Origin of the sequence: Streptomyces sp. NBC_00597 (genome assembly GCF_041431095.1) — a bacterium.
Classification (GTDB): domain Bacteria; phylum Actinomycetota; class Actinomycetes; order Streptomycetales; family Streptomycetaceae; genus Streptomyces.
In genome coordinates, this window is record NZ_CP107757.1 from 4,796,615 (window position 1) to 4,822,337 (window position 25,723).

A 25,723-nucleotide genomic window follows, 5' to 3' on the forward strand; every position below is an offset into this window, starting at 1 on the left:
CGGAGCCGATCATGTGGAGCAAGGCGCGGCACTCGCGCACGGCGGGTCTCGTTACCATCTGTGGACGCACGAACGACGACCACTGACACTTCGAGGGACGGGCTAGCGCGTGGCCGAGGCGGCAGACATCCAGGGGGCACCGCCCGCTCCTGCCCGGCGCCGCTGGCTGCGGCGCGCCATCGTCCTGCTGGCAGGGACCCCCGTGCTCGCCGCTCTGGTCTACTCGCCTGCTCCCCAGGCCGCCCAGGCCGCCGACGGGGGAACCGTCGACGTACAGCTGGACGAGATGGCGCCCACGGCCCCGGTCAAGGGCGACACCCTCACGATCTCCGGCAGCGTGGTCAACAACGGCCGCGAGACGATCACCGGCGCGCACGTGGGTCTGCGGGTGGGGCCCGCCCTCAGCGACCGGGCCTCGATCGACGAGGCGGCGGAACGCGCCGGCTTCCGGGCGGGCACGGATCCCGGTGAGATCGACCAGGCCTTCGCCGTGAAGATCCCCTCGCTGCCGTCGAAGGTGAAGCAGGACTTCACCCTCACGGTCCCGGTGAACAAGCTGGAGCTGGACAAGGACGGCGTCTACCAGCTCGGCGTCTCGCTGTCCGGCGAGACCGAGAGCCGCCAGTACGAGCAGGTCCTCGGCATCAAGCGGACCTTCCTGCCCTGGCAGCCGGAGGCCGCCGCCAAGCGCTCCCAGATCACCTACCTGTGGCCCCTGATCTCCACCACGCGCCTGACCGCCGAGACCGGCTCGGACGAGCTGCAGACCCCCGTCTTCCTCGACGACTCCCTCGCCGAGGAGCTCAAGTCCGGCGGGCGCCTCCAGCAGATGGTCGCCCTCGGCAAGGACCTGCCCGTCACCTGGGTCATCGACCCCGACCTGCTGTACACGGTCGACGCGATGACCAAGGGCTACCGGTACCGCACCCCGGACGGCCGGATCGTCCAGGGCAAGAACAAGGCCGTCGCCGAACAGTGGCTGAGCTCCCTGGAGACCGCGGTCCAAGGCAAGAAGATCGTCGCGCTGCCGTTCGCCGACCCCGACATCGCCTCCCTCGCCCACCAGGGCAAGGACGTCTCGGGGACCCTGGGCCAGCTGCGGCCGGCCACCGACAAGGCGAAGCAGGCCGTGGAGACCGTCCTGCACGTCACCCCGTCCACCGACTTCTCCTGGCCTGTGGACGGCGCCATCGACCCGTCGATCGTCAATGTGGCGACCTCGGCGGGCGCCCACAACGTCCTCACGCGCAGCGACAGCCTCCAGGAGACCGGCGCCCTCGGCTACACGCCCTCGGCGGCCCGTCCCATCGGTGCGGGCACCACCGCCGTCGTCGCCGACGCCGACCTCTCCACCGCCTTCGAGGGCGACATGCTGAACGCCGGGAACGCCACCCTGGCCGTGCAGCGCTTCCTCGCCCAGAGCCTCGCCCTGAACCTGCAGAAGACCGACAACCAGCGCAGCTTCGTCGTCACCCCGCAGCGGATGCCCTCCACCAGCCAGGTGCAGTCGATGGCGGCCGCCATACGCGGGCTCCAGGCGGGCCGCTGGACCCAGCCGGCCGACCTCGACACCGCGGCCACCGCCAAGCCCGACCCGGGCGTCAACACCCAGGTCCCCGGCGCGGGCCAGTACCCCGAGGCGCTGCGCAAGACGGAGCTCCCGGTCTCCGCCTTCGAGAAGATCCGCACCACCCAGAACACCCTCGACCACTTCAAGGTGATCCTCAGCGCCCCCGACCGCGTGGAGATCCCCTTTGGGAACACCACCAACCGCGAGATGTCCACCTCCTGGCGCGGCCGCCCCGAAGAGGGCAGGCTCTACCGGGACCAGGTGCAGGAGTACCTCATCGGCCTGACCGAGAAGGTCAAGGTCGTCCCCAAGTCCGACGCCACCTTGTCCGGACACAGCGCGACCATCCCGGTCAGCGTCCAGAACAGCCTCGTCCAGGACGTCCACAACCTCGTCCTGCGGGTGAAGTCCGCCAACCCGACCCGCCTGATGTTCGGCGACAGCGGCCAGGCCGAGCAAGAAGTGACCGTCGCCGGCGGACACAGCCAGACGGTCAAGTTCACCGCCAACGCCACCGCGAGCGGGCCCGTCGAGGTCACGGCACAGCTCTTCACCACCGACGGCGTTCCCTACGGCAAGGCCCGCAAGTTCACCGTCGAGGCCACCGAGATCACTCCGACCGTCATGCTCGTCATCGCCGGCGGCGTCCTGCTCCTCGTCCTGGCAGGCATCAAGATGTACGCCAGCCGCAAGCGCGTCGCAGCCCGGGCGGCCGGCGAGGAGAGCACGCAGCCGAGTGACGAGACCCCGGACACCGGACCGCAAAGCACCGGCCCGTCCGGCACGGGTGAGACAGTGGACCGTTGAGCGATGCCGTGGCCGGTCGGCCTGGGGACGATGAGGTGGGGTTTCGATGAACGCGCCGTACGACGGTGACCGCGCGCAGGGCACTGGTGGGCCCGCGCCCTCCCAGGGCACTGCCCCGGGCACTCCGGTGCCCGGGCAGGTCTCCGTGCCTGCGCCCGCGCCGGACCGCGACCCGTATGTCCAGGACGCCTACGACTACGACCCCTACCGGTCGCAGGACCTGTCGGCCCAGGACCCCGTCGCCGAGGTCCTCTACGACCGAGCTTCGCACCCGCCGCCGCCGCCCGGCACCTACCAGGAGCCCGGCCCGCTCTACGCGGCCCCGCAGGCCCCTGTGCACGCCCCCGACCCGCACGTCTGGGCCCAGACCCCGCCGCCCGAGCCGGACGGTCCCTCCCGGCACCTGCCGTACGGCGACCACGCGACGACCACCCAGTTCGTCGGAGTGGACTCCCTGGTCACCAAGGCCGCGGACGCACAGCCCGAGCCGGACGCCTTCGCGCACCTCTACCGGGACCAGCAGGGAGCTCCCCGCACCCCCGCGGAGGACGCCCCCGTCGCCGCCCCGGCGCCGAGCAAGCCCGCCGGCCGCGCCTCCAGCCTGCTGAAGTCCAGCGCCCTCATGGCCGCCGGCACGATCGTCTCCCGCATCACCGGCTTCATGCGGACCCTCGTCATCGCCGGCGCCATCGGCGTCGGCACGTTCAACGACACGTACCAGATCGCCAACACCCTGCCGACGATGATCTACGTGCTGGTCGGCGGCGGTGCGCTCAACGCCGTCTTCATCCCGCAGCTCGTGCGGGCCATGAAGCAGGACGACGACGGAGGCGAGGCCTACGCCAACCGCCTCCTGACGCTCGTCGTCGTGCTGTTGGCCGCCATCACCACGATCTGTGTCCTCGCCGCGCCCGTGTTCATCACGATGATGTCGCCGAAGCTCGCGTCCGACCCGCAGCAGATGGAGGTGGCGGTCGCCTTTGCCCGCTACTGCCTCCCGACCATGTTCTTCATGGGCGTGCACGTGGTCCTCGGTCAGATCCTCAACGCACGCGGCCGGTTCGGCGCGATGATGTGGACCCCCGTCCTCAACAACATCGTCGTCATCACCACCTTCGGTGCCTTCATCTGGGCCTTCGGCGGCTTCACCACCTCCGGTGTCAGCGCGACCACCGTGACCGCCGACGGTGTCCGCCTGCTGGGCCTCGGCACCCTCCTGGGCCTCACCGTCCAGGCCCTCGCGATGCTGCCCTACCTGCGCGACGCCGGCTTCAAGCCGCGCCTGCGCTTCGACTGGAAGGGGCACGGCCTCGGCAAGGCGGCCGGCCTGGCCAAGTGGACGTTCTTCTTCGTCCTCGCCAACCAGATCGGTCTCGTCGTCGTCACCCAGCTCGCCACCTGGGCCGGATCCGTCGCCGAGAAGCAGGGCCACTCCGGCACCGGCATCACCGCCTACAACTACGCGCTGCTGCTGTGGCAGATGCCGCAGGCCATCATCACCGTCTCCGTCATGACGGCCGTACTGCCCCGCATCTCCCGCTCCGCCCACGACGGGGACGCGGCCGCCGTCCGCGACGACATCTCCTACGGGCTGCGCACCTCGGCCGTCGCGATCGTGCCGTGCGCCTTCGCGTTCCTCGCCCTCGGCGTCCCCATGGCCACGCTGCTGTACGCCGGTTCCGGATCCGGCGCCCAGAACATCGGCTACGTCCTGATGGCGTTCGGCCTCGGGCTGATCCCGTACTCCGTCCAGTACGTCGTCCTGCGCGGGTTCTACGCCTACGAGGACACCCGGACGCCCTTCTACAACACCGTCATCGTCGCCACCGTCAACGCGGCCGTCTCCACCGCCGCGTTCTTCGTGCTCCCCGCGCGCTGGGCGGTCGTCGGCATGGCCGCCGCCTACGGCCTCGGCTACGCCGTCGGCGTCGGGGTCGCCTGGCGGCGCCTGCGCAACCGGCTGGGCGGCGACCTCGACGGCGCCCACGTGATGCGCACCTACGCCCGCCTCACCGGCGCCTGCGTCCCCGCCGCCGCCGTGGGCGGCGCAGCCGCTTACGCTGTCACCCAGTGGCTCGGCAGCGGAGTCACCGGCTCGCTCGCCGCGTTGGCCGCCGGCGCTGCTGCGCTGGCCGCCGTCTTCCTCGTGGCAGCCAAGCGGATGCGCATCGAAGAGCTCAACGCCATGGTCGGAATGGTCCGCGGACGCATGGGGCGCTGATGCGCACAACCGTCGGACCCCTTCGCGTGTCGTGCATAGCGCCGGACTGTGGGCACAATTGGCATGGCTTCGCAGACTGGCCGACAGCGCGTAACGGATGGGGAGGCAGGAACGACGGTGGCGGAACGTAGCACGGCTGCCGTCGACGTGGCCGACAACGGCGGCAACAAGCCGCCGGCCGCAGATGCGGCGAAGGCCACGGCCGACGGGGTGGACACCCAGAACGGACGAGCCGCGGACGGATCCATGCCCGAAAAGGACGGCGAACGCAGAAAAGCGGCTTCTGCGGCCGCGCCCGAACTCCACAGCGGCCACAAGCTGGCCCGGCGCTACCGGCTCGAAGAGTGCGTCACCCGTCTGGACGGATTCAGCAGCTGGCGCGCCATGGACGAGAAGTTGCGCCGTGCCGTGGGCGTCCATCTGCTGCCCGCCGACCACCCTCGGGCCCGCGCCGTGCTGGCCGCCGCCCGCTCCTCCGCGCTGCTCGGCGACCCCCGGTTCGTCCACGTCCTCGACGCGGTGGAGGAGAACGACCTCGTCTACGTCGTCCACGAATGGCTGCCCGACGCCACCGAGCTGACCGCACTCCTCGCCTCGGGCCCCCTGGAGCCCCACGAGGCCTACCAGCTCGTCACCCAGGTCTCCCAGGCCATGGCCGCCGCCCACCGGGAGGGCCTGGCGCACCTGCGCCTGACGCCCAGCGCCATACTGCGCACGTCGACGGGCCAGTACCGCATCCGCGGGCTCGCCGTGAACGCCGCCCTGCGCGGCATCACCAGCGACACCCCGCAGCGCGCGGACACCGAGGCCATCGGCGCACTGCTGTACGCCGCCCTGACCCAGCGCTGGCCCTACGAGAGCGACGCGTACGGCCTCACCGGCCTGCCCAAGGGCGTCGGCCTGCTCGCTCCCGACCAGGTACGGGCCGGGGTGCACCGGGGGCTGGGGGAGCTCGCCATGCGCGCCCTCGCCAACGACGGAGCCACCGCGTCCCGTCAGGAGCCCGCCTGCACCACTCCCGAGGAACTGGCGAAGGCCGTCGCCGCGATGCCCCGCATCCGGCCGCCGGAGCCCGCTTTCACCGCGCCGCCGGAGTACCAGCACACCACCTACCAGCAGGGCAGCTACGGCCGGCCCATGACGCCGGGCACCCCCACGGCGCCGGTGCGTTCCGTCCCGCCCCCGCCGCCCCCGCTGCAGAGCCGTACCGGCCGGGTCCTGAAGTGGGGTGTCGCCGCCCTGCTGATCGCCGCCCTCGGCCTGGGCAGCTGGCAGCTCGCCGACACCCTCCTGGGACGCAACAACGCGGGCTCGGGCAACTCGCAGCCCAAGGCGCCCGCCGAGGACGCACCGAAGAACAAGGAGCCGGGCAAGCCGCTCGACATCAAGCACGCCTCCGTCATCGCCTACGGCGGCGAGGAGGGCGTGAACGCCAAGGACAGCGGAAAGGCCGTCGACGGCAATCCCGACACGGCGTGGATCACCCCGCGGTACGACGGCTTCCCCAACTTCGGCAACCTGACGGGGCGCTTGGACGGCAGCGGCATCATCGTCGACCTCGGCAGCGTGCAGAACGTGTCGGGAGTCGACATCGACCTGTACGCGCCGGGGCAGAAGATCCAGGTGCGCGCGGCGGGCCCGGAAGGCTCCCCGGCGAACGCCTTCTCCGACTTCAACCAGACGATCACCAAGCTGGAGACGGCCCAGAAGAAGCTCCAGGCCACGCTCGAAACCCCGATCCGTACCCGCTACGTGCTGGTGCACATCACCTCGCTGCCGTCCGAGGGCTCGGGTGACAGCTACCGCGGCGGCATCAACGAGATCAAGGTGCTGGGCCAGGCTGGCTGAGCCACCAGCACCGCGCAGGAGCCATGGTGGGCCGGGGAACCATCCCCGACCCACCATGGCTCCTGACGTATGAACCGGCCCCTCGTGCGGGGCCCGCACAGGCTCTACTCTCCATCCCGGGAAGAAGCGAGGTGTGATGCACTCAGCAACGGGAGACGACCGCAGCGACCAGGAACTGCTGGCGCTGCACGTCGCCGGGGATCCCGACGCTTTCGGGGAACTCGTGCGGCGCCACCGCGACCGACTGTGGGCCGTGGCCCTGCGGACCCTCGGCGACCGCGAGGAAGCCGCCGACGCGGTGCAGGACGCCCTCGTCTCCGCCTACCGGGCCGCCCACACCTTCCGCGGGGAATCGGCCGTCACCACCTGGCTCCACCGCATCACCGTCAACGCATGCCTAGACCGGGCCCGTAAGGCCGCCTCCCGCAGGACCTCGCCCCTCGACGACACGGAGCGCCTGGAGCGGCTCCTGGAGCCGCACGAGTCCGCAGAGGCCCCTGCCGAGCGCCAAGACCTCCACCGGCAACTCCTGGCCGCCCTCGGCACGCTCCCGGCCGACCAGCGGGCCGCCCTCGTCCTCGTCGACATGCAGGCCTACCCCGTCGCCGAGGCCGCCCGTATCCTCGACGTCCCCACCGGCACGGTGAAGAGCCGGTGTGCGCGCGGCCGGGCGAAACTCCTCCCGATGCTCACTCATCTGCGCACGAATGCCGGGGATAACACCGCCGCTGAGCGGGGAAGGAACCGGACGCCGGGGACAGCCGTCCCACCAGCGGCAGACCCCAGTCAGCCAGCCCCAGACGCAGACACGGTGAAGGGCGGAGGTGGACGAACGTGACTCCCACAACCGGCACGATCCGGCACCCTGACGTCTCGGAGATCTCCGACCTGACCGAAGGGCTCCTCTCCCCGGTCCGGGCCGCCGAGGTACGCCGCCATCTGGCCGACTGCCCGCTGTGTGCCGACGTCCACGCCTCCCTGGAGGAGATCCGGTCGCTCCTGGGCACCCTGCCAGGACCGCCCAGGATGCCTGCCGACATCGCCGGGCGCATCGACGCGGCCCTCGCCGCAGAGGCCCTCCTCGACTCCACCGCGCCCCGGGCCGAAGCCGTCCCGACCTCCGGGCCCGCCGCCCAGCGCGATGTTTCACGTGAAACATCGCCTGCCGCACCGGCGGGCCAGGGTCCCCGGCGACCCGCCGGTCACCCGGCCGGCGCATCCGGCCCCGGGCGCCGGCGTGCCCGTCGTCGGATCACCGTCATCGCGGGCCTGGCGGGAGCGGCAGCCTGCGCCCTCGCCGTCTTCCTCGCGGGCAACCTGCTCGGGACGGGCTCGCCGGACACTGCCGCGCGTAAATCCGGGACGAGCGCGGCATCCGTGGCCCCCTCCGAGGGCGCGTACACCGCACAGGGCCTCCAGGACAACGTCCGCCGGCTCCTCGGCCCCGGACAGGGGGCCAAGACCGCACCCCAGGAGGAACAGCAGAACAACACGTACGGGCTGGAGAACACGCCTTCCCCCCTGCGGGTGCCAGGGGACGGGAACACGCAAACCCCTCCGGTCCCGTCGTGCGTCCAGGAGGCCACCGGCCGTCCCGACACCCCGCTCGCTGCCGAACGCGGCAACTATCAGGGCACGGAGGTCTACCTGCTCGTCCTGCCGCATCCGGGCGACTCCGCTCGGGTGGACGCCTACCTGGTCGGGGCGGGCTGCGCGGACACTCCTGCGTCGACGGGCTCCGGGCAACCACTGCTGACCCGGACCTACCCGCGGAGCTGACACCTTCGGGTCGGCACGGAACCGGGACGGGAATGCATGCGCCGTAGGATCCGTTGGGTGGGGTGAGAGTCCGCACCGGCCCCCGACAAGCAGCGCGCAGTCCACAGAGACGAGGAACATACCCGTGAGCGACGTACGAAACGTGATCATCATCGGTTCCGGGCCGGCCGGCTACACCGCCGCCCTGTACACCGCACGCGCTTCGCTCAAGCCGCTGGTCTTCGAAGGCGCCGTGACCGCAGGTGGCGCGCTGATGAACACCACCGAAGTCGAGAACTTCCCCGGCTTCCAGGACGGCATCATGGGTCCGGACCTCATGGACAACATGCGCGGCCAGGCCGAGCGCTTCGGCGCCGAGCTCGTTCCCGACGACATCGTGACCGTGGACCTCACCGGTGACATCAAGACCGTCACCGACACCGCCGGCACCGTGCACCGCGCCAAGGCCGTGATCGTCACCACCGGCTCGCAGCACCGCAAGCTCGGACTGCCCAACGAGGACGCCCTCTCGGGTCGCGGCGTCTCCTGGTGCGCCACGTGCGACGGGTTCTTCTTCAAGGACCAGGACATCGCCGTCGTCGGCGGCGGCGACACCGCGATCGAGGAGGCCACCTTCCTCTCGCGGTTCGCCAAGTCCGTCACCATCGTGCACCGCCGCGACGCCCTGCGCGCCTCCAAGGCCATGCAGGACCGCGCCTTCGCCGACCCGAAGATCAAGTTCTCCTGGGACAGCGAGGTCGCCGAGATCCACGGCGAGCAGAAGCTCTCCGGCCTCACTCTGCGCAACACCAAGACCGGTGAGACCTCCGCGCTCCCCGTGACGGGCCTGTTCATCGCCGTCGGCCACGACCCGCGCACCGAGCTGTTCAAGGACCAGCTGGAGCTCGACGATGAGGGCTACCTCAAGGTCGACGCCCCCTCGACGCGCACCAACCTCACCGGCGTGTTCGGCGCCGGCGACGTCGTGGACCACACGTACCGTCAGGCCATCACCGCCGCGGGCACCGGCTGCTCCGCGGCCCTGGACGCCGAGCGCTTCCTCTCCGCCCTCGCGGACGCCGAGAAGGCCCACGCGACGGTCTGACCCCCACGCATACCCCCCACACCCCACACCCCGCAGGAAGAATTAGGAGGCCGCTGTGGCCGGCACCCTCAAGAACGTGACCGATGCCGACTTCGACGACGAGGTCCTGAAGAGCGACAAGCCCGTCCTGGTGGACTTCTGGGCCGAATGGTGCGGCCCGTGCCGCCAGATCGCTCCGTCCCTGGAGGCCATCGCGGCCGAGTACGGCGACGAGATCGAGATCGTCAAGCTCAACATCGACCAGAACCCGGGCACGGCCGCCAAGTACGGCGTCATGTCCATCCCGACCCTGAACGTCTACCAGGGCGGCGAGGTCGTCAAGACCATCGTGGGTGCCAAGCCGAAGGCCGCCATCCTGCGTGACCTCGACGCCTTCGTGACCATCAAGCCGGCTGTCTGACGGCTAGAAGCTCCACCCGGCTGCCGCCGGGAGCGTTTCACGTGAAACGGGGTCGCCCCCTGAAGGGGGTGGCCCCGTTTCGCACATCACAGCGGGCGTAGCGCCGGCTCCTTCCGCGCCGCACCGAGTAGCCGGTCCAGCGCGAGCTCCACGTCTTCCTTCCATGAGAGCGTCGAGCGCAGCTCCAGCCTCAGCCGCGGATGCACCGGATGCGGCCGTACCGTCTTGAAGCCCACGGCCAGCAGGTGCTCGGCCGGCAGCAGACACGCCGGCCCCTCCCATCGCGCATCCCCGAACGCCTCGATCGCGCGGAAGCCACGCCGCAGTAGATCCTTGGCCACCGTCTGGACCATCACCCGTCCCAGGCCCTGCCCCTGATAGCCCGGCATGATCCACGCCGTGATCAGCTGCACTGCGTCCGGAGACACCGGACTCGTCGGGAAAGCCGTGGCCCGCGGAACGTACGCCGCGGGCGCGTAGAGCACGAATCCCACCGGGACTTCATCCACGTAGACCACACGGCCGCACGAGCCCCACTCCAGCAGGACGGCGGAGATCCACGCCTCCTTCTCCTGCGCCGGAGTCCCCGCCTTCACGGCGGCCTCACCGCTGACCGGATCCAACTCCCAGAACACACAGGACCGGCAACGCCGAGGCAGGTCCTGGAGGTTGTCCAACGTGAGTGGTACCAACCGACGCCCCATGAGCGCATCGTATCCACAGCCCGAAACGGGCGAAACCGCAACAAGGCAAAGGGGCGGACCGCACCGGTTCGCACCGGCACGACCCGCCCCTCGGCGGCCGGAGACTCACTCCCCGGGCAATCCCTGCTCCAGCACCCGGCCCTCGCCCGGAGCCAGCGTCCCCAGGATCCGCTCCAGATCCTCCATCGAGGCGAACTCGACGGTGATCTTGCCCTTCTTCTGGCCCAGATCCACCTTCACGCGCGTCTCGAACCGGTCCGACAGCCGCGTCGCCAGCTCGCTGAGCGCCGGAGCCACCCGGGCGCCGGCCCGCGGACCCTTCGGCTTCACGGCTCCCGAAGGCTCCGAGCCCATCAGCGACACGATCTCCTCGATCGCGCGCACCGACAGGCCCTCGGCCACGATCCGGTGCGCCAGCCGGTCCTGGACTTCGGACTCTTCCACCGACAGCAGTGCCCGCGCATGCCCGGCCGAGAGCACTCCCGCGGCCACCCGGCGCTGTACCGGCGGTGACAGCTTCAGCAAACGCAGCGTGTTCGACACCTGCGGACGGGAACGCCCGATCCGGTCCGCCAGCTGGTCGTGCGTGCAGTTGAAGTCCTGGAGCAGCTGGTCGTACGCGGCCGCCTCCTCCAGGGGGTTCAGCTGCGCCCGGTGCAGGTTCTCCAGCAGCGCGTCCAGCAGCAGCTTCTCGTCATCCGTCGCCCGGATGATCGCCGGAATGAGCTCCAGCCCGGCCTCCCGGCACGCCCGCCACCGGCGCTCACCCATGATGAGCTCGTAGCGGCCCGGAGCAGACTGTCGGACCACCACCGGCTGAAGCAGACCCACCTCCTGGATGGAGGTCACCAGCTCCGCCAGCGCGTCCTCGTCGAACACATCACGGGGCTGCCGCGGGTTCGGCGTGATCGCGTCCATCGGGAGCTCCGCGAACGTCGCCCCGGCGACCACATTGGCCTCGGGCTCCCCGACCTCGGGCTGTTCCACGACCACGACCGCAGCCGATGTTTCACGTGAAACAGCGTCTGCCTGCGCAAGCGAAGCCAGCTTCGCCGCCGCAACACCGCGCTCCGAAGGCAGCAGCGGCACGGCCGACGGAGACGTCGAACCGGCGCCGATCACCGGCGGCGTCTTCTCCTGAGGAGCGGCGGGGATCAGCGCGCCGAGCCCCCGCCCCAGACCCCTACGTCGCTCACTCACTGGATCCCCTCCACCACACTCTGGGTGCTGTTCATGCCTGCGCCCAAGTGGGCGTTCTGGGCGTCGTACGAAATTCCGGCCCCCCGCAGCGCGATCTCACGCGCCGCTTCCAGGTAGGAAAGGGAGCCGCTGGAACCCGGATCGTACGTGAGCACCGTCTGGCCGTAGCTCGGCGCCTCGGAAATGCGCACGGACCGCGGGATGCTCGTGCGCAGCACCTCCTTGCCGAAGTGGGTGCGCACCTCCTCCGCCACCTGTGAAGCCAGCCGGGTCCTGCCGTCGTACATGGTCAGCAGGATCGTCGACACGTGGAGCGTCGGATTCAGGTGGGCCCGCACCAGGTCGACGTTGCGCAGCAGCTGGCCCAGGCCCTCCAGCGCGTAGTACTCGCACTGGATCGGGATCAGTACTTCGGCGCCGGCCACCAGTGCGTTCACCGTGAGCAACCCCAGCGAGGGCGGGCAGTCGATCAGGATGTAGTCCAGCGGCTGCTCGTACGCCTGGATGGCCCGCTGGAGCCGGCTCTCCCGGGCCACCAGCGAGACCAGCTCGATCTCCGCACCCGCGAGGTCGATCGTGGCCGGAGCGCAGAAGAGCCCCTCGACGTCCACCACCGGCTGGACGACCTCCAGGAGCGGCCGGCTGTCCACGAGCACGTCGTAGATCGAGGGCACATCTGCGTGGTGATCGATGCCGAGCGCCGTGGACGCGTTGCCCTGAGGGTCGAGGTCGACCACCAGCACCCGCGCACCGTGCAGAGCCAGAGAGGCCGCCAGGTTCACGGTCGTCGTGGTCTTGCCCACGCCGCCCTTCTGGTTGGCGACCACGATGACCCGCGTCTGCTCCGGGCGGGGTAGCCGCTCGCCGCTGCGCCCCAGAGCCTCTACGGCCAGCTGGGCGGCACGGCCGATGGGCGTGTCGTTGTCTACGAGGGGCGACGATGTTTCACGTGAAACATCGTCGCCCGCCGTTTCAGAGCGGGGACCGGGGACCGGGTCGGCCATCGGCCCCGCGAGGTTGGCGTCGGACCGCACGGTGTCACTCTCCTCGACATCAGGCTCGCGATGAACAGAGCCTGCCATGTCACCCGGGTCGCGAACCAGCGGGGCCCGTACTCCTGTGGATGAATCCACCGTTGTGGACAACTCCGTCCCCCCTTCGTCCTTGCGGTGACGGGGGGCCGCAGCCGCACGGCCGCGGCTGATGATTCCGTGCAGCAGAGAGCGACGTTTCACGTGAAACACGATGCCCGCGCGGAGTCTTCAGGCCGCTACGACACTCCGAAATCCATACCTATAGGGCGCAACGGACCTTGAATCAGCGACGACGACGGGTCCGGCTGGTGCGAGCGGCCTTAGCCCGCTTGGCCGCGAACCTCACTCCACCGGGGCTTTCTCCGACCTCCACTCGGACGACCGTGGACATGGGATCGACCACACCTTCGCCCACGTGCAGTACCGAGGTCTTCACCACACCCAGCTTCGCCAGCGCGACCTTCGCCGCCACCAGCTCCTCTTCCGCGGTGTCGCCCTTCAGGGCGAGCATCTCCCCGTACGGACGCAGCAGGGGTACGCCCCAGCCCGCCAGCCGGTCCAGCGGAGCCACGGCCCTCGCCGTCACCACGTGCACCGGCTGCACCTTGCCGAGAACCTCCTCGGCCCGGCCCCGCACCACCGTGACGTGGTCCAGGCCCAGCAGCTCCACGACCTCCTGCAAGAAGGTCGTCCGCCGCAACAGCGGCTCCAGCAGCGTGATCTTCAGATCGCGCCGCACCAGAGCCAGCGGAATGCCGGGCAGGCCGGCACCAGAGCCGACGTCGCACACGGTGACGCCCTCGGGCACCACTTCCGACAGCACCGCACAGTTCAGCAGGTGCCGCTCCCACAGCCGAGGCACCTCACGCGGGCCGATCAGGCCGCGCTTGACCCCGGCGTCCGCCAGCAGCTCCGCATACCGCACAGCTTCCGGGAAAAACTCGCCGAACACCGCGCGCGCCTCTTCAGGCGCCGGGGGAAGCTCCGCTGCCTCCGTCACGGGGACCGTCCTTCCGTACCGCATGGATCGTTGAAAACGCACTGCACGAACTGGCACCGCCCAGACAGGCACTGCCAGGCTGACAAACATCGGCCCCGTCTGCGACACAGACGGGGCCGAACACACTCAGGCTTGCGGTCAGGCCGGGAGCACGACGACGAAGCGCTGCGGCTCCTCGCCCTCCGACTCGCTCTTCAGACCCGCAGCCGCCACGGCGTCGTGGACGACCTTCCGCTCGAACGGCGTCATCGGCGCCAGCTTCAGCGGCTCCCCGGACGCCTTCACGTCCGCGGCCGCCTTGGCGCCCAGCGCCGCCAGCTCCTCGCGCTTCTTCGCACGGAAGCCTGCGATGTCGAGCATCAGCCGGCTGCGGTCGCCGGTCTCGCGGTGCACGGCGAGGCGGGTCAGCTCCTGGAGAGCCTCCAGAACCTCACCGTCCCGGCCCACGAGCTTCTGGAGATCGCGGCCGGCCGAGTCGCTCACGATGGACACCGCGGCCCGGTCGGCCTCGACGTCCATATCGATGTCCCCGTCCAGGTCGGCGATGTCCAGCAGACCCTCAAGGTAGTCGGCCGCGATCTCGCCCTCCTGCTCAAGGCGGGTGAGGGTGTCGCCACTCTCAGCGGCGGCCGTGGTGGTGCCTTCCGTCACGGGAGGGACTCCTTCTTACTTCTTGGAAGAGGGCTTGGGGGGCGTCTGGCGCTGCGATTTCGTCTGCCGCTTGGGCTGCTGCCGCTTGGCGGCACCACCGCTCGCCGCGTCCGCGTCGGCCGTGGCCTCGGCACTCTTGATCACGGAGCCGTCCGCCTGTGCAGCCATGCCCTGCTTCGTGAGAGCCGTGATGAACTTGCGCTCGTTGTCGTTGCGGTCCGGGCCCTTGGCCACGATCGCCGCGACGATCTTCTTCTTGCCCCGACTCTTGACCTCGCCGTGCGTGGTCACGTGCTTCACCAGACGGGTCAGGTACTGGTCCTGCGCCTTGCTGCCCGGCGTCGGGTTCTGGTTGATGACGTACATCTGCTGGCCCATGGTCCACACGTTCGTGGTCAGCCAGTAGACGAGAACACCCACGGGGAAGTTGATGCCCATGACCGCGAAGATCAGCGGGAAGATGTACATCAGCATCTTCTGCTGCTGCATGAACGGCGTCTTGACCGAGAGGTCGACGTTCTTCTGCATCAGCTGGCGCTGGGTGTAGAACTGCGACAGCGACATCATGACGATCATGACCGCGGTCACGATGCGGACATCCGTGATCGAGGCGCCCAGGGAGGCGGCCTTCTCGGCGCTGTCCGTGAACTTCGCCGCCAGCGGGGCGCCGAAGATGTGCGCCTGACGCGCGCTCTCCAGCAGCGACTGGTTGATGACGCCGATCGTCTGACCGTTGGCGATGGCCGAGAGCACGTGGTACAGCGCGAAGAAGAACGGGGACTGCGCCAGGATCGGAAGGCACGAGGAGAGCGGGTTGGTACCCGTCTCCTTGTACAGCTTCATCATCTCTTCGGACTGGCGCTGCTTGTCGTTCTTGTAGCGCTCCTGGATCGCCTTCATCTTCGGCTGGAGCGCCTGCATGCCACGCGTCGCCTTGATCTGCTTCACGAAGAGCGGGATCAGGCAGATGCGGATCAAGACCACCAGGGACACGATGGACAGGCCCCAGGCCCAGCCGCTGTCCGGGCCGAAGATCGCACCGTACAAGCTGTGGAACTGGACGATGACCCACGACACGGGCGTGGTGATAAAGCTGAACAGACTGGCAATCGTGTCCACTAATCAGGCTCCTTGAGCATTGCGAGATCTACGCAACGCACTGCGCAGCTGCTCGTGCCAACGCGGGCGTTTACGGGGTGGGACATGATCGACACCACCGGCGGACCACGGATTGCACCGCAGGATCCGCCAGCCGGTCAGAACCGTCCCCTTCACCGCACCATGCCGGTCGATGGCCGTGAACCCGTAGTGCGAGCACGAGGGGTAGTAACGGCACACCGGCCCGAGCAGCGGACTGATCGTCCACTGGTACAGCTTGATCAATGCGAGCAGCGGGTACTTCATCGAGCCACGCCTCCCAGGAGCCGCGTCAGAGCGGCATCCAGGTCCCGGGCCAGTTCGTCGGCACCGGCATCACCCGCGCCGGGCAATGCCCGCACCACCACCAGGCTACCGGCGGGCAGCTGTGAGAGGCGCTCGCGGACAAGATGGCGCAAACGGCGCTTCACCCGGTTACGGACGACGGCGACACCCACGGCCTTGCTGACGACGAAACCCGCACGCGTCGAGGGATCGATCTCCCCCGGCTCGTGCGGGTCCGTTGCACCGCTTGTACGTAGGTGGACGACAAGGAGCGGGCGACCAGCCCGACGACCTCGGCGTACCGCGCTCGCGAAGTCCTCGCGCCGCCTCAGCCGATTTTCGGGAGACAGCACGACGTCACGACCTGCGCGTTGTTACGCGGAAAGGGCTGCGCGGCCCTTGCCACGACGGTTCGCGAGGATCGCGCGACCGGCACGGGTACGCATCCGGAGACGGAAGCCGTGGGTCTTGGCACGACGGCGGTTGTTCGGCTGGAAGGTGCGCTTGCTCACTCGGGGGCTCCAGAGAATGAATCGTTGTGGCGGGACATCGCCTGGCTGTCACCGTGCGCCCACGAGGAAACTCGCGTGTTCGCCCGAGTGGCACCGCTAAACGATCACAAAAGGTGATCTTCGCCCATCGGTAGGCAGGCGGCAGCAGCCATCGACAACTCGACCTCGTTACGGTACGCGCGGCTACGCCATCCGGTCAAACCGAGGCTACCTGCCCTCACACTGTGCACAGGCTGTGGACAACGACTTGAACCGTACCCGTCGGGCTGACTACCGTTGTCTGATCCCGGTTTTTTTGTCCCGACCGTCCCAAAGAACCACACATTCGTGGGACCCCTGTGAGAGAGCGTGCTCTGTGGCTGACGTACCTGCCGATCTTGCCGCAGTGTGGCCAAGGGTGCTCGAAAAGCTCCTCGGGGAGGGACAGCAGTCGATCGAGCCCAAGGACAAGCAGTGGGTGGAGCGCTGCCAGCCCCTGGCCCTCGTCGCCGACACCGCGCTGCTCGCCGTACCCAACGAGTACGGGAAGCGCGTCCTGGAGGGTCGGCTCGCCCCGCTGATCAGCGATGCGCTCAGCCGTGAGTGCGGCCGACCCATCCGTATCGCGATCACCGTGGACGACTCCGCCGGCGAGCCCGCGCCCCTGCCCGCATCCCCCCAGCAGCGCCCCGAGTCGTACGAGCCGTACGGCGGCCAGCGCGGCGGCGGCCACACCGGCCCCGGCGGCCCGTCCGACGACCAGCTCCCGAGCGCCCGCCCCGCCTACCCGGACTACCAGCAGTCGCGCCCCGAGCCCGGCGCCTGGCCCCGCGGCGGCCAGCAAGAGGACTACGGATGGCAGCAGCCGCGCCTCGGCGGCTTCCCCGAGCGCGATCCGTACGCCTCCCCGCAGCCGGGCTACCTCCAGCAGTCCGAGCCCAACGGCTACGAGCAGGGTTCCTACGAACAGCAGCAGTACGAGCCCCGCCCGCCGCAGCAGTCCCATCCGTACGAGCAGCAGCAGTACGAGCAGCCGGCCCCGCGCCCGGCGCCCGGCCGGCCCGCACCGCCGCCCGCCCCGTCGGGCGGCTCGACCTCGGGCCCGCTGGAGCCGACCGCCCGACTGAACCCCAAGTACTTGTTCGACACCTTCGTCATCGGCGCCTCCAACCGCTTCGCGCACGCCGCCGCGGTGGCCGTCGCCGAGGCGCCCGCCAAGGCGTACAACCCCCTCTTCATCTATGGGGAGTCGGGCCTCGGCAAAACGCATCTGCTGCACGCCATCGGGCACTACGCGCGCAGCCTCTACCCCGGCACCCGCGTGCGCTACGTGAGCTCCGAGGAGTTCACCAACGAGTTCATCAACTCGATCCGCGACGGCAAGGGCGACGCGTTCCGCAAGCGCTACCGCGAGATGGACATCCTGCTGGTCGACGACATCCAGTTCCTCGCGAGCAAGGAGTCGACGCAGGAGGAGTTCTTCCACACCTTCAACACGCTCCACAACGCCAACAAGCAGATCGTGCTGTCCTCCGACCGGCCGCCCAAGCAGCTCGTCACCCTGGAGGACCGGCTCCGCAACCGCTTCGAGTGGGGCCTGATCACCGACGTCCAGCCGCCCGAGCTGGAGACCCGTATCGCGATCCTGCGCAAGAAGGCCGTACAGGAGCAGCTCAACGCCCCGCCGGAGGTACTGGAGTTCATCGCCTCCCGCATCTCGCGCAACATCCGCGAGCTGGAAGGGGCGCTGATCCGGGTCACGGCCTTCGCGAGCCTGAACCGGCAGCCGGTGGACCTGGGCCTGACCGAGGACGTCCTCAAGAACCTGATCCCCGGCGGCGAGGACTCCGCACCCGAGATCACGGCGTCGGACATCATGGCGGCCACCGCCGACTACTTCGGGCTCACCGTGGACGACCTCTGCGGCTCCTCGCGCAGCCGCGTCCTGGTCACGGCACGGCAGATCGCCATGTACCTGTGCCGGGAGCTCACGGACCTCTCCCTGCCGAAGATCGGGGCGCAGTTCGGCGGCCGCGACCACACCACCGTCATGCACGCGGACCGCAAGATCCGCGCCCTGATGGCGGAGCGGCGCTCGATCTACAACCAGGTCACCGAGCTCACCAACCGCATCAAGAACGGCTGAGCCGGCGGCTGCGGCCGCGCTGACGCGGTCTGCTGAGCTTCTTCAAACGCATCCAGAGGGCGCTCCCGGGGTACTTCGGGGGCGCCCTTCGTCGTTCGCGCGCCCCTGACCTGTTCGAATACGCCCCCTGTGGAGCAACTCATCCACAGATTCCCCGACTTTCTTCCGTCCACAGGGTGGGGACGGCTTCCGTCACCCACAATCTGTCCACAGGGATCCGGCATGAGGCACCATCAGAGCTGGTCAGCTGCCTGTGGATTTGTGCGCAAGCTTCATCCACAGCCTGTGGACAGAACTTTCATCCACAGGCTCATCCACTCCTTTGTCCACCGCTGACCCACAGGTTCCCGCATCCTGTGCACAGGATGCGGCGGGTTACCCACACCGCTGTCCACTGTTCGGCAACATTGCACCCCCCATCACCGCCCGGAGTGAAAGCCGTCACACGGAAGTCGACGTTTGGGCTGTGGAGTACTGGGGGAAAGCTGGGGACACACCTGTGGAGTAGTCGGGGTCACCTGGGGATGGCCTGTGCAGAAGTTTTCGTTCTCCACAGACACACCGTGTTGTCCACCGGTGTCACCCACAGGCCCGGTGGATAAAAAACGCCGGTTGACCTGCGAGAACGGGCTTATCCACCGTTTCCACAGGCCCTACTACTACCCCCATAGAGAGTTAGGCCGGTTTCGGTTTTCAAGCGGGTCCTGTGCACAACTCGGTGGGGAGGCCTCCCCGACACCTCGCTCCCGACTTGACCTCCGGCAGCACCGACTGTCGGCGCCGTACGTCAGACTGGTCCCCGGCAACGAGGCTCCGAGCCATCGAGGGCATCGAGGCACCGGGGGAATCGAGCCGACGACGAAGGCCGGCAGACGAGCGAGCAACAGCAGGAGGCGGTTCCGGTGAAGATCCGGGTGGAGCGCGACGTACTCGCGGAGGCGGTGGCCTGGGCTGCCCGCAGCCTCCCGGCCCGGCCGCCAGTGCCCGTTCTCGCGGGCCTGCTGCTGAAGGCCGAGGAGGGCACCCTGTCCCTCTCCGGCTTCGACTACGAGGTCTCGGCCCGCGTCTCCGTCGAGGCGGACGTCGAGGAGGACGGCACCGTCCTCGTCTCCGGCCGGCTCCTCGCCGACATCTGCCGCGCCCTCCCCAACCGCCCGGTGGAGATTTCCACAGACGGTGTACGAGCGACCGTGGTCTGCGGCTCCTCCCGGTTCACACTCCACACCCTGCCTGTGGAGGAGTACCCGGCGCTGCCGCAGATGCCGACCGCGACCGGCACCGTGCCCGGTGAGGTCTTCGCCTCCGCCGCCGCCCAGGTCGCCATCGCCGCCGGCCGCGACGACACGCTGCCCGTGCTCACCGGCGTCCGCATCGAGATCGAGGGCGACCGCGTCACCCTGGCCTCCACCGACCGCTACCGCTTCGCGGTCCGCGAGTTCCTGTGGAAGCCGGAGAACCCGGACGCCTCCGCCGTGGCCCTGGTGCCCGCGAAGACGCTCCTGGACACGGCCAAGTCCCTGACCAGCGGTGACACCGTCACCCTGGCGCTGTCGGGCTCCGGCGCCGGCGAGGGCCTCATCGGCTTCGAGGGCGCCGGCCGCCGCACCACCACCCGCCTCCTCGAAGGTGACCTGCCGAAGTACCGCACGCTCTTCCCGACGGAGTTCAACTCCATCGCCGTCATCGAGACCGCCCCGTTCGTCGAGGCCGTCAAGCGCGTGGCCCTGGTCGCCGAGCGCAACACCCCGGTCCGCCTCAGCTTCGAGCAGGGCGTGCTGATCCTGGAGGCGGGCTCCTCCGACGATGCACAGGCTGTGGAACGTGTGGACGCCAAGCTTGAGGGCGACGACATCTCGATCGCCTTCAACCCGACCTTCCTGCTGGACGGCCTGAGCGCGATCGACTCGCCGGCCGCGCAGCTGAGCTTCACCACGTCCACCAAGCCGGCGCTGCTCAGCGGCCGTCCGGCGGTCGACGCCGAGGCCGACGAGGCGTACAAGTACCTGATCATGCCGGTGCGCCTGTCCGGCTGATGCACGCGGACGTCGGGCCCGGTCTCGCAGGCTGCGGGGCCGGGCCCGACGGCGTTCGCGCCCCCTCCCACGGCCTCCACGAGCCGCCCTCGGACGACCCTCCCTGGAGCGCCCGTGGCGCCCGGCGGCACCGCCCGGCGTAGGCTCGGAGCCGGGGTGTCCCCGGGGAATCCGGGGCACCGGCACAGACGGCCACAACGCTTAAGGAACCACCTGATGGAGCTTGGTCTCGTCGGTCTCGGCAAGATGGGCGGCAACATGCGCGAGCGCATCCGCCGCGCAGGACACACCGTCGTCGGGTACGACCGCAACCCGGACCTCGCCGATGTCCACAGCCTGCGGGAACTTGTGGACAGCCTGCCGGCCCCCCGCGTCGTGTGGGTGATGGTCCCGGCCGGCGCTGCGACGCAGTCCACCATCGACGAGCTCGGGGAGCTCCTCTCGATCGGCGACATCGTGGTCGACGGCGGCAACTCCCGCTGGACCGACGACGAGAAGCACGCCGCGGAGCTCGCGACCAAGGGCATCGGCTTCGTCGACTGCGGTGTCTCCGGCGGCGTCTGGGGCCTGGAGAACGGCTACGCGCTGATGTACGGCGGCGCGAAGGACCACGTCGCACGCGTCCAGCCCGTCTTCGACGCACTCAAGCCCGAGGGCGATTTCGGCGCCGTGCACGCGGGCAAGGTGGGCGCGGGCCACTTCGCGAAGATGGTCCACAACGGCATCGAGTACGCCATGATGCAGGCCTACGCCGAGGGCTGGGAGCTGCTGGAGAAGGTGGACTCGGTCACCGACGTCCGCGAGGTGTTCCGGTCCTGGCAGGAGGGCACGGTCATCCGCTCGTGGCTCCTGGACCTCGCGGTGAACGCGCTGGACCAGGACGAGCACCTGGAGCAGCTGCGCGGCTTCGCGGCGGACTCGGGCGAGGGCCGGTGGACGGTGGAGGCGGCGATCGACAACGCCGTGCCGCTGCCCGCGATCACGGCCTCGCTCTTCGCGCGGTTCGCTTCCCGCCAGGACGACTCCCCGCAGATGAAGATGATCGCCGCGCTGCGCAACCAGTTCGGCGGCCACGCGGTCGAGAAGAAGTAATCCACAACCGGTCCACAGCAGTAGACAGAAGTACAGAGCAGCAGCAGGAAGCCGGGGGAGGTCGGCGCCGTATGCACGTTTCGCATCTCTCACTGGCCGACTTCCGCTCGTACGCCCGGGCCGAGGTTCCCCTCGACCCGGGCGTCACGGCTTTCGTGGGCCCCAACGGCCAGGGCAAGACGAACCTGGTCGAGGCCATCGGCTATCTGGCGACGTTGGGCAGCCACCGCGTCTCCTCGGACGCGCCGCTGGTGCGGATGGGCGCGGACCGGGCGGTGATCCGCGCGGCCGTCACCCACGGGGAGCGCCAGCAGCTGGTGGAGCTGGAACTGAACCCTGGGCGGGCCAACCGTGCCAGGATCAACCGGTCCTCGCAGGTCAGGCCGCGGGACGTGCTGGGGATCATACGGACGGTGCTGTTCGCGCCCGAGGACCTGGCCCTGGTGAAGGGGGACCCCGGGGAGCGCCGGCGGTTCCTCGACGAGCTGGTCACGGCCCGCTCGCCGCGGATGGCGGGAGTCCGGTCGGACTACGAGCGGGTGCTCAAGCAGCGCAACACCCTCTTGAAGTCGGCGGCGATGGCCCGCCGGCACGGCGGCCGGTCCATGGACCTGTCCACCCTCGACGTCTGGGACCAGCACCTCGCGCGCGCGGGCGCGGAGCTGTTGGCGCAGCGCCTCGACCTGATCGCGACGCTGCTGCCGCTGGCGGACAAGGCGTACGAGCAGCTCGCGCCCGGCGGCGGCCCGCTGGGGCTCGCGTACAAGTCCTCGGCCGCAGGCGAGGCCGGCCAGAGCGTGGACAGCGGTGCGGCGCGCACCCGCGAGGCGCTGTACGAGGTGCTGCTGGCGGCCTTGGCCGAGGTGCGCAAGCAGGAGATCGAGCGCGGCGTGACCCTGGTGGGCCCGCATCGGGACGACGTGCTGCTGGGGCTGGGCGACCTCCCGGCCAAGGGGTACGCGAGCCACGGCGAGTCCTGGTCGTACGCGCTGGCGCTGCGGCTGGCCTCGTACGAGCTGCTGCGCTCGGAGGGCGCCGAACCGGTGCTGATCCTGGACGACGTGTTCGCGGAGTTGGACGCGCGGCGCCGGGAGCGGCTGGCGGAGCTGGTGGCTCCGGGCGAGCAGGTACTGGTGACGGCGGCGGTGGACGACGACGTTCCGGGCGTGCTGACGGGGACGCGGTTCGGGGTGTCCGGCGGTGAGGTGACCCGACTGTGAGCGACGACACTCAAGGACCCCGCAAGGTTCCGGAGCCCTCGGGCGTGGACCTCGCGCGGCAGGCGCTGGCGGCGGCCCGGGAGCAGGCGCGGGCCCGGGGCAACGCGGCCGGCGCGAAGAAGGGTGGCCGGCAGCCGGGGCTGCGCTCGGGTGCGCGCGCGGACGGCCGGGATCCGATGCCGTTGATGGCGGCGCTGGACCGGCTGCGCACGGAGCGCGGCTGGGAGATGCCGATGGCGGTCGCGGGCGTGATGGAGCGCTGGCCGGAGATCGTCGGGCCGGAGATCGCGGCGCATTGTGAACCGGACCGGTACGAGGACCGTGAACTGGTCGTGCGGTGTGATTCCTCGGCATGGGCGGCGCAGCTGAAGCTGCTGGCTCCGCAGCTGGTGGCGCGGCTGAACGCGGACCTGGGGCAGGGCACGGTCCGGATGATCAAGGTCCAGGGTCCGGGCGGGCGCCCGAAGCGGTACGGGCCGCTGCGTGCGCCGGGCAGTACGGGGCCGGGGGACACGTACGGATAGCGGTTCGGTAGCGCTCGTCGCGGGTCCGTCCCCAGTCCCCGGGCGGGCTGTGGACGGGCCGCGCCGCCGCCCCGCATACCGGTCGGTGCACCGCTTTCGCGGGCCGCCGTGCCCGTCGTCCCGGGTGGCGTCCCTCACGGTAGCCGGAGGTTGACAGGCCGAAGCGCTGAATGCCCGTGTGAGCCTCTTTGAGCCCCTTCCCGGATATGGGGAGTCGGAGAGAGGAGGTTCAGGGCGGCACATGCGGACTCAGGTACCGGCAAACCCCCATTCATGTCCGTGGTACCGGTAGACTGAAGCGAATCCCGCCCTGTTGCGGGATCCCGCTGACAAACGCTGACAACGCAGATCGACGCAGCCGCTCCTGCTTGCATGCCTGCTGGCCCGGAGTACGGCCTGTGCTGTGCCAGAAAGGGCGCTTCGTGGCCGATTCCGGCAACCCCAACGACAACCAGTCCACAGCCGGCGAGAACGTCGAGGTCACCGCCTCGTACGACGCGAGTGCGATCCAGGTCCTGGAAGGCCTGGACGCGGTGCGCAAGCGCCCCGGCATGTACATCGGCTCGACCGGTGAGCGCGGGCTGCACCACCTCGTGTACGAGGTGGTGGACAACTCGGTCGACGAGGCCCTGGCCGGGCACGCGGACACCATCGACGTGACGATCCTCGCCGACGGCGGTGTGCGGGTCATCGACAACGGCCGCGGCATCCCGGTCGGCATCGTGCCGTCCGAGGGGAAGCCGGCCGTCGAGGTCGTCCTGACGGTCCTGCACGCGGGCGGCAAGTTCGGCGGCGGCGGCTACGCCGTCTCCGGCGGTCTGCACGGCGTCGGCGTGTCCGTCGTGAACGCCCTGTCGACCAAGGTCGCGGTCGAGGTCAAGACCGACGGCTACCGCTGGACCCAGGACTACAAGCTCGGTGTCCCGACGGCGGCCCTCGCGAAGAACGAGGAGACCGACGAGCACGGCACGTCGGTGACGTTCTGGGCCGACGGCGACATCTTCGAGACGACCGAGTACTCCTTCGAGACGCTGTCGCGGCGCTTCCAGGAGATGGCCTTCCTCAACAAGGGCCTGACCTTGTCGCTGACCGACGAGCGCGAGTCCGCGAAGGCCACCGTCGGCGCGGACGACCCCGACGCGGACGCGAGCGAGCCCCCCGCGCGCACGGTCAAGTACTACTACGAGGGCGGCATCGTCGACTTCGTGAAGTACCTGAACTCCCGCAAGGGCGAGCTCATCCACCCGACCGTCATCGACGTCGAGGCCGAGGACAAGGAGCGCACGCTCTCGGTCGAGATCGCGATGCAGTGGAACTCGCAGTACACGGAGGGCGTGTACTCCTTCGCGAACACGATCCACACGCACGAGGGCGGTACGCACGAGGAGGGCTTCCGTGCGGCGCTGACGGGTCTGGTGAACCGTTACGCGCGCGACAAGAAGCTGCTGCGCGAGAAGGACGACAACCTCGCCGGCGAGGACATCCGCGAGGGTCTGACGGCGATCATCTCGGTGAAGCTGGGCGAGCCGCAGTTCGAGGGCCAGACGAAGACCAAGCTGGGCAACACGGAGGCCAAGACCTTCGTGCAGAAGGTCGTCCACGAGCACCTCAACGACTGGTTCGACCGCAACCCGGTCGAGGCCGCGGACATCATCCGCAAGTCGATCCAGGCGGCCACGGCACGCGTCGCGGCCCGCAAGGCCCGCGACCTGACGCGCCGCAAGGGCCTGCTGGAGAGCGCCTCGCTGCCGGGCAAGCTGTCCGACTGCCAGTCGAACGACCCGACCAAGTGCGAGATCTTCATCGTCGAGGGCGACTCGGCCGGTGGCTCCGCCAAGTCCGGCCGCAACCCGATGTACCAGGCCATCCTGCCGATCCGAGGCAAGATCCTGAACGTCGAGAAGGCCCGCATCGACAAGATCCTCCAGAACACCGAGGTCCAGGCGCTGATCAGCGCGTTCGGTACGGGTGTGCACGAGGACTTCGACATCGAGAAGCTCCGCTATCACAAGATCATCCTGATGGCGGACGCCGACGTCGACGGCCAGCACATCAACACCCTGCTGCTGACCTTCCTGTTCCGCTTCATGCGCCCGCTGGTCGAGGCCGGTCACGTGTACCTGTCGCGCCCGCCGCTCTACAAGATCAAGTGGGGCCGGGACGACTTCGAGTACGCGTACTCGGACCGTGAGCGCGACGCGCTGGTGGAGCTCGGCAAGCAGAACGGCAAGCGGATCAAGGAAGACTCGATCCAGCGCTTCAAGGGTCTGGGCGAGATGAACGCCGAGGAACTGCGCGTCACCACCATGGACGTGGACCACCGCGTGCTCGGCCAGGTCACCCTGGACGACGCGGCCCAGGCCGACGACCTGTTCTCGGTGCTGATGGGCGAGGACGTCGAGGCGCGGCGCTCCTTCATCCAGCGCAACGCCAAGGACGTTCGGTTCCTCGACATCTGAGTCGGTCTCCGCTGACCGCCTGAAAGGACTTCTGACCA

Annotated in this window: 21 protein-coding genes and 2 pseudogenes; 14 read left to right on the forward strand and 9 right to left on the reverse strand. The window is 69.4% G+C overall.

Annotated features, from left to right (window positions below):
• Positions 1–109: 109 nt before the first annotated feature.
• The 7 genes from OG974_RS21645 (at position 110) to trxA (ending at position 9,709) form a co-directional block, all read left to right on the forward strand.
• Positions 110–2,377, forward strand: a complete 2,268-nt coding sequence (locus OG974_RS21645) for a DUF6049 family protein (RefSeq protein WP_328763215.1) — start codon at positions 110–112, stop codon at positions 2,375–2,377.
• Positions 2,378–2,423: 46 nt separating this feature from the next.
• The gene (gene murJ / locus OG974_RS21650; protein WP_371644150.1) at positions 2,424–4,598 is read left to right on the forward strand and encodes a murein biosynthesis integral membrane protein MurJ; all 2,175 of its coding nucleotides are present in this window, start codon (positions 2,424–2,426) and stop codon (positions 4,596–4,598) included.
• A gap of 117 nt (positions 4,599–4,715) precedes the next feature.
• The gene (locus OG974_RS21655; RefSeq protein ID WP_327284312.1) at positions 4,716–6,446 is read left to right on the forward strand and encodes a protein kinase family protein; all 1,731 of its coding nucleotides are present in this window, start codon (positions 4,716–4,718) and stop codon (positions 6,444–6,446) included.
• Positions 6,447–6,582: 136 nt separating this feature from the next.
• A complete protein-coding gene (gene sigM / locus OG974_RS21660) occupies positions 6,583–7,284 on the forward strand; it encodes an RNA polymerase sigma factor SigM (protein ID WP_327284313.1) in 702 nt (233 codons plus the stop codon).
• On the forward strand, positions 7,281–8,225 hold the full coding sequence (locus OG974_RS21665) for a zf-HC2 domain-containing protein (RefSeq protein ID WP_327284314.1): 945 nt from the start codon (positions 7,281–7,283) through the stop codon (positions 8,223–8,225). Before sigM ends, OG974_RS21665 begins: the two co-directional genes overlap by 4 nt.
• A gap of 124 nt (positions 8,226–8,349) precedes the next feature.
• Entirely contained in the window at positions 8,350–9,309 is a 960-nt protein-coding gene (trxB, locus tag OG974_RS21670) for a thioredoxin-disulfide reductase (RefSeq protein ID WP_327284315.1), read from the forward strand.
• Between the two features lie 55 nt (positions 9,310–9,364).
• Positions 9,365–9,709 (forward strand): thioredoxin, encoded by a 345-nt coding sequence (gene trxA / locus OG974_RS21675; RefSeq protein WP_327284316.1) that lies wholly within the window; start codon positions 9,365–9,367, stop codon positions 9,707–9,709.
• A gap of 86 nt (positions 9,710–9,795) precedes the next feature.
• On the opposite strand, the gene OG974_RS21680 is transcribed toward trxA, so the two are convergent.
• The 9 genes from OG974_RS21680 to rpmH all read right to left on the reverse strand — a co-directional run bounded on the left by OG974_RS21680 (position 9,796) and on the right by rpmH (position 16,232).
• Positions 9,796–10,413 carry a GNAT family N-acetyltransferase gene (locus OG974_RS21680; RefSeq protein WP_327284317.1) on the reverse strand — a complete coding sequence of 206 codons (618 nt, stop codon included), beginning with the start codon at positions 10,411–10,413 and terminating at the stop codon, positions 9,796–9,798.
• Between the two features lie 105 nt (positions 10,414–10,518).
• Positions 10,519–11,613, reverse strand: a complete 1,095-nt coding sequence (locus OG974_RS21685; RefSeq protein WP_327284318.1) for a ParB/RepB/Spo0J family partition protein — start codon at positions 11,611–11,613, stop codon at positions 10,519–10,521.
• Complete coding sequence (locus tag OG974_RS21690; protein ID WP_327284319.1) at positions 11,610–12,695, reverse strand: ParA family protein; 1,086 nt, start codon at positions 12,693–12,695, stop codon at positions 11,610–11,612. The genes OG974_RS21685 and OG974_RS21690 overlap by 4 nt, the downstream gene beginning before the upstream one ends.
• A 235-nt stretch (positions 12,696–12,930) precedes the next feature.
• Positions 12,931–13,647 (reverse strand): 16S rRNA (guanine(527)-N(7))-methyltransferase RsmG, encoded by a 717-nt coding sequence (gene rsmG / locus OG974_RS21695; protein WP_327284320.1) that lies wholly within the window; start codon positions 13,645–13,647, stop codon positions 12,931–12,933.
• A 138-nt stretch (positions 13,648–13,785) separates the two neighbouring features.
• Entirely contained in the window at positions 13,786–14,298 is a 513-nt protein-coding gene (locus tag OG974_RS21700) for a R3H domain-containing nucleic acid-binding protein (protein WP_327284321.1), read from the reverse strand.
• Between the two features lie 15 nt (positions 14,299–14,313).
• Entirely contained in the window at positions 14,314–15,417 is a 1,104-nt protein-coding gene (yidC, locus tag OG974_RS21705) for a membrane protein insertase YidC (RefSeq protein WP_327284323.1), read from the reverse strand.
• Between the two features lie 3 nt (positions 15,418–15,420).
• Complete coding sequence (yidD, locus tag OG974_RS21710) at positions 15,421–15,702, reverse strand: membrane protein insertion efficiency factor YidD (RefSeq protein WP_078613072.1); 282 nt, start codon at positions 15,700–15,702, stop codon at positions 15,421–15,423.
• On the reverse strand, positions 15,699–16,073 hold the full coding sequence (rnpA, locus tag OG974_RS21715; RefSeq protein WP_229337897.1) for a ribonuclease P protein component: 375 nt from the start codon (positions 16,071–16,073) through the stop codon (positions 15,699–15,701). Before rnpA ends, yidD begins: the two co-directional genes overlap by 4 nt.
• A 21-nt stretch (positions 16,074–16,094) precedes the next feature.
• Positions 16,095–16,232: a 50S ribosomal protein L34 gene (gene rpmH, locus OG974_RS21720; protein WP_008741645.1), complete on the reverse strand. Its 138-nt coding sequence runs from the start codon at positions 16,230–16,232 to the stop codon at positions 16,095–16,097.
• 355 nt (positions 16,233–16,587) lie between these two features.
• On the opposite strand from rpmH, the pseudogene dnaA (OG974_RS21725) reads away from it, so the two are divergent.
• From dnaA (OG974_RS21725) to gyrB, 7 genes and pseudogenes are all read left to right on the forward strand, one after another.
• Positions 16,588–17,127 (forward strand): annotated as a pseudogene (gene dnaA, locus OG974_RS21725) (chromosomal replication initiator protein DnaA); the annotation flags it as partial.
• 108 nt (positions 17,128–17,235) lie between these two features.
• Positions 17,236–18,357 (forward strand): annotated as a pseudogene (gene dnaA, locus OG974_RS21730) (chromosomal replication initiator protein DnaA); the annotation flags it as partial.
• Positions 18,358–19,259: 902 nt separating this feature from the next.
• Positions 19,260–20,390 carry a DNA polymerase III subunit beta gene (gene dnaN, locus OG974_RS21735; protein WP_030153167.1) on the forward strand — a complete coding sequence of 377 codons (1,131 nt, stop codon included), beginning with the start codon at positions 19,260–19,262 and terminating at the stop codon, positions 20,388–20,390.
• A 216-nt stretch (positions 20,391–20,606) separates the two neighbouring features.
• Positions 20,607–21,482, forward strand: coding sequence for a phosphogluconate dehydrogenase (NAD(+)-dependent, decarboxylating) (gene gnd, locus OG974_RS21740; protein ID WP_327284325.1), 876 nt, complete (start codon positions 20,607–20,609; stop codon positions 21,480–21,482).
• A gap of 71 nt (positions 21,483–21,553) precedes the next feature.
• Positions 21,554–22,702 carry a DNA replication/repair protein RecF gene (gene recF, locus OG974_RS21745; protein ID WP_327284326.1) on the forward strand — a complete coding sequence of 383 codons (1,149 nt, stop codon included), beginning with the start codon at positions 21,554–21,556 and terminating at the stop codon, positions 22,700–22,702.
• Positions 22,699–23,226, forward strand: coding sequence for a DUF721 domain-containing protein (locus OG974_RS21750; protein ID WP_327284327.1), 528 nt, complete (start codon positions 22,699–22,701; stop codon positions 23,224–23,226). Before recF ends, OG974_RS21750 begins: the two co-directional genes overlap by 4 nt.
• A gap of 398 nt (positions 23,227–23,624) precedes the next feature.
• Positions 23,625–25,685: a DNA topoisomerase (ATP-hydrolyzing) subunit B gene (gene gyrB / locus OG974_RS21755; protein ID WP_327284328.1), complete on the forward strand. Its 2,061-nt coding sequence runs from the start codon at positions 23,625–23,627 to the stop codon at positions 25,683–25,685.
• The last annotated feature ends 38 nt before the right edge of the window (positions 25,686–25,723 follow it).

Excerpts from the sequence above, each read along its gene's own strand:
- murJ (WP_371644150.1), top strand. The coding sequence starts at position 2,424 with ATGAACGCGCCGTACGACGGTGACCGCGCGCAGGGCACTGGTGGGCCC.
- sigM (WP_327284313.1), top strand. The coding sequence starts at position 6,583 with ATGCACTCAGCAACGGGAGACGACCGCAGCGACCAGGAACTGCTGGCG.
- OG974_RS21680 (WP_327284317.1), bottom strand. The coding sequence starts at position 10,413 with ATGGGGCGTCGGTTGGTACCACTCACGTTGGACAACCTCCAGGACCTG.
- OG974_RS21690 (WP_327284319.1), bottom strand. The coding sequence starts at position 12,695 with ATGGCAGGCTCTGTTCATCGCGAGCCTGATGTCGAGGAGAGTGACACC.
- yidD (WP_078613072.1), bottom strand. The coding sequence starts at position 15,702 with ATGAAGTACCCGCTGCTCGCATTGATCAAGCTGTACCAGTGGACGATC.
- gnd (WP_327284325.1), top strand. The coding sequence starts at position 20,607 with ATGGAGCTTGGTCTCGTCGGTCTCGGCAAGATGGGCGGCAACATGCGC.
- recF (WP_327284326.1), top strand. The coding sequence starts at position 21,554 with ATGCACGTTTCGCATCTCTCACTGGCCGACTTCCGCTCGTACGCCCGG.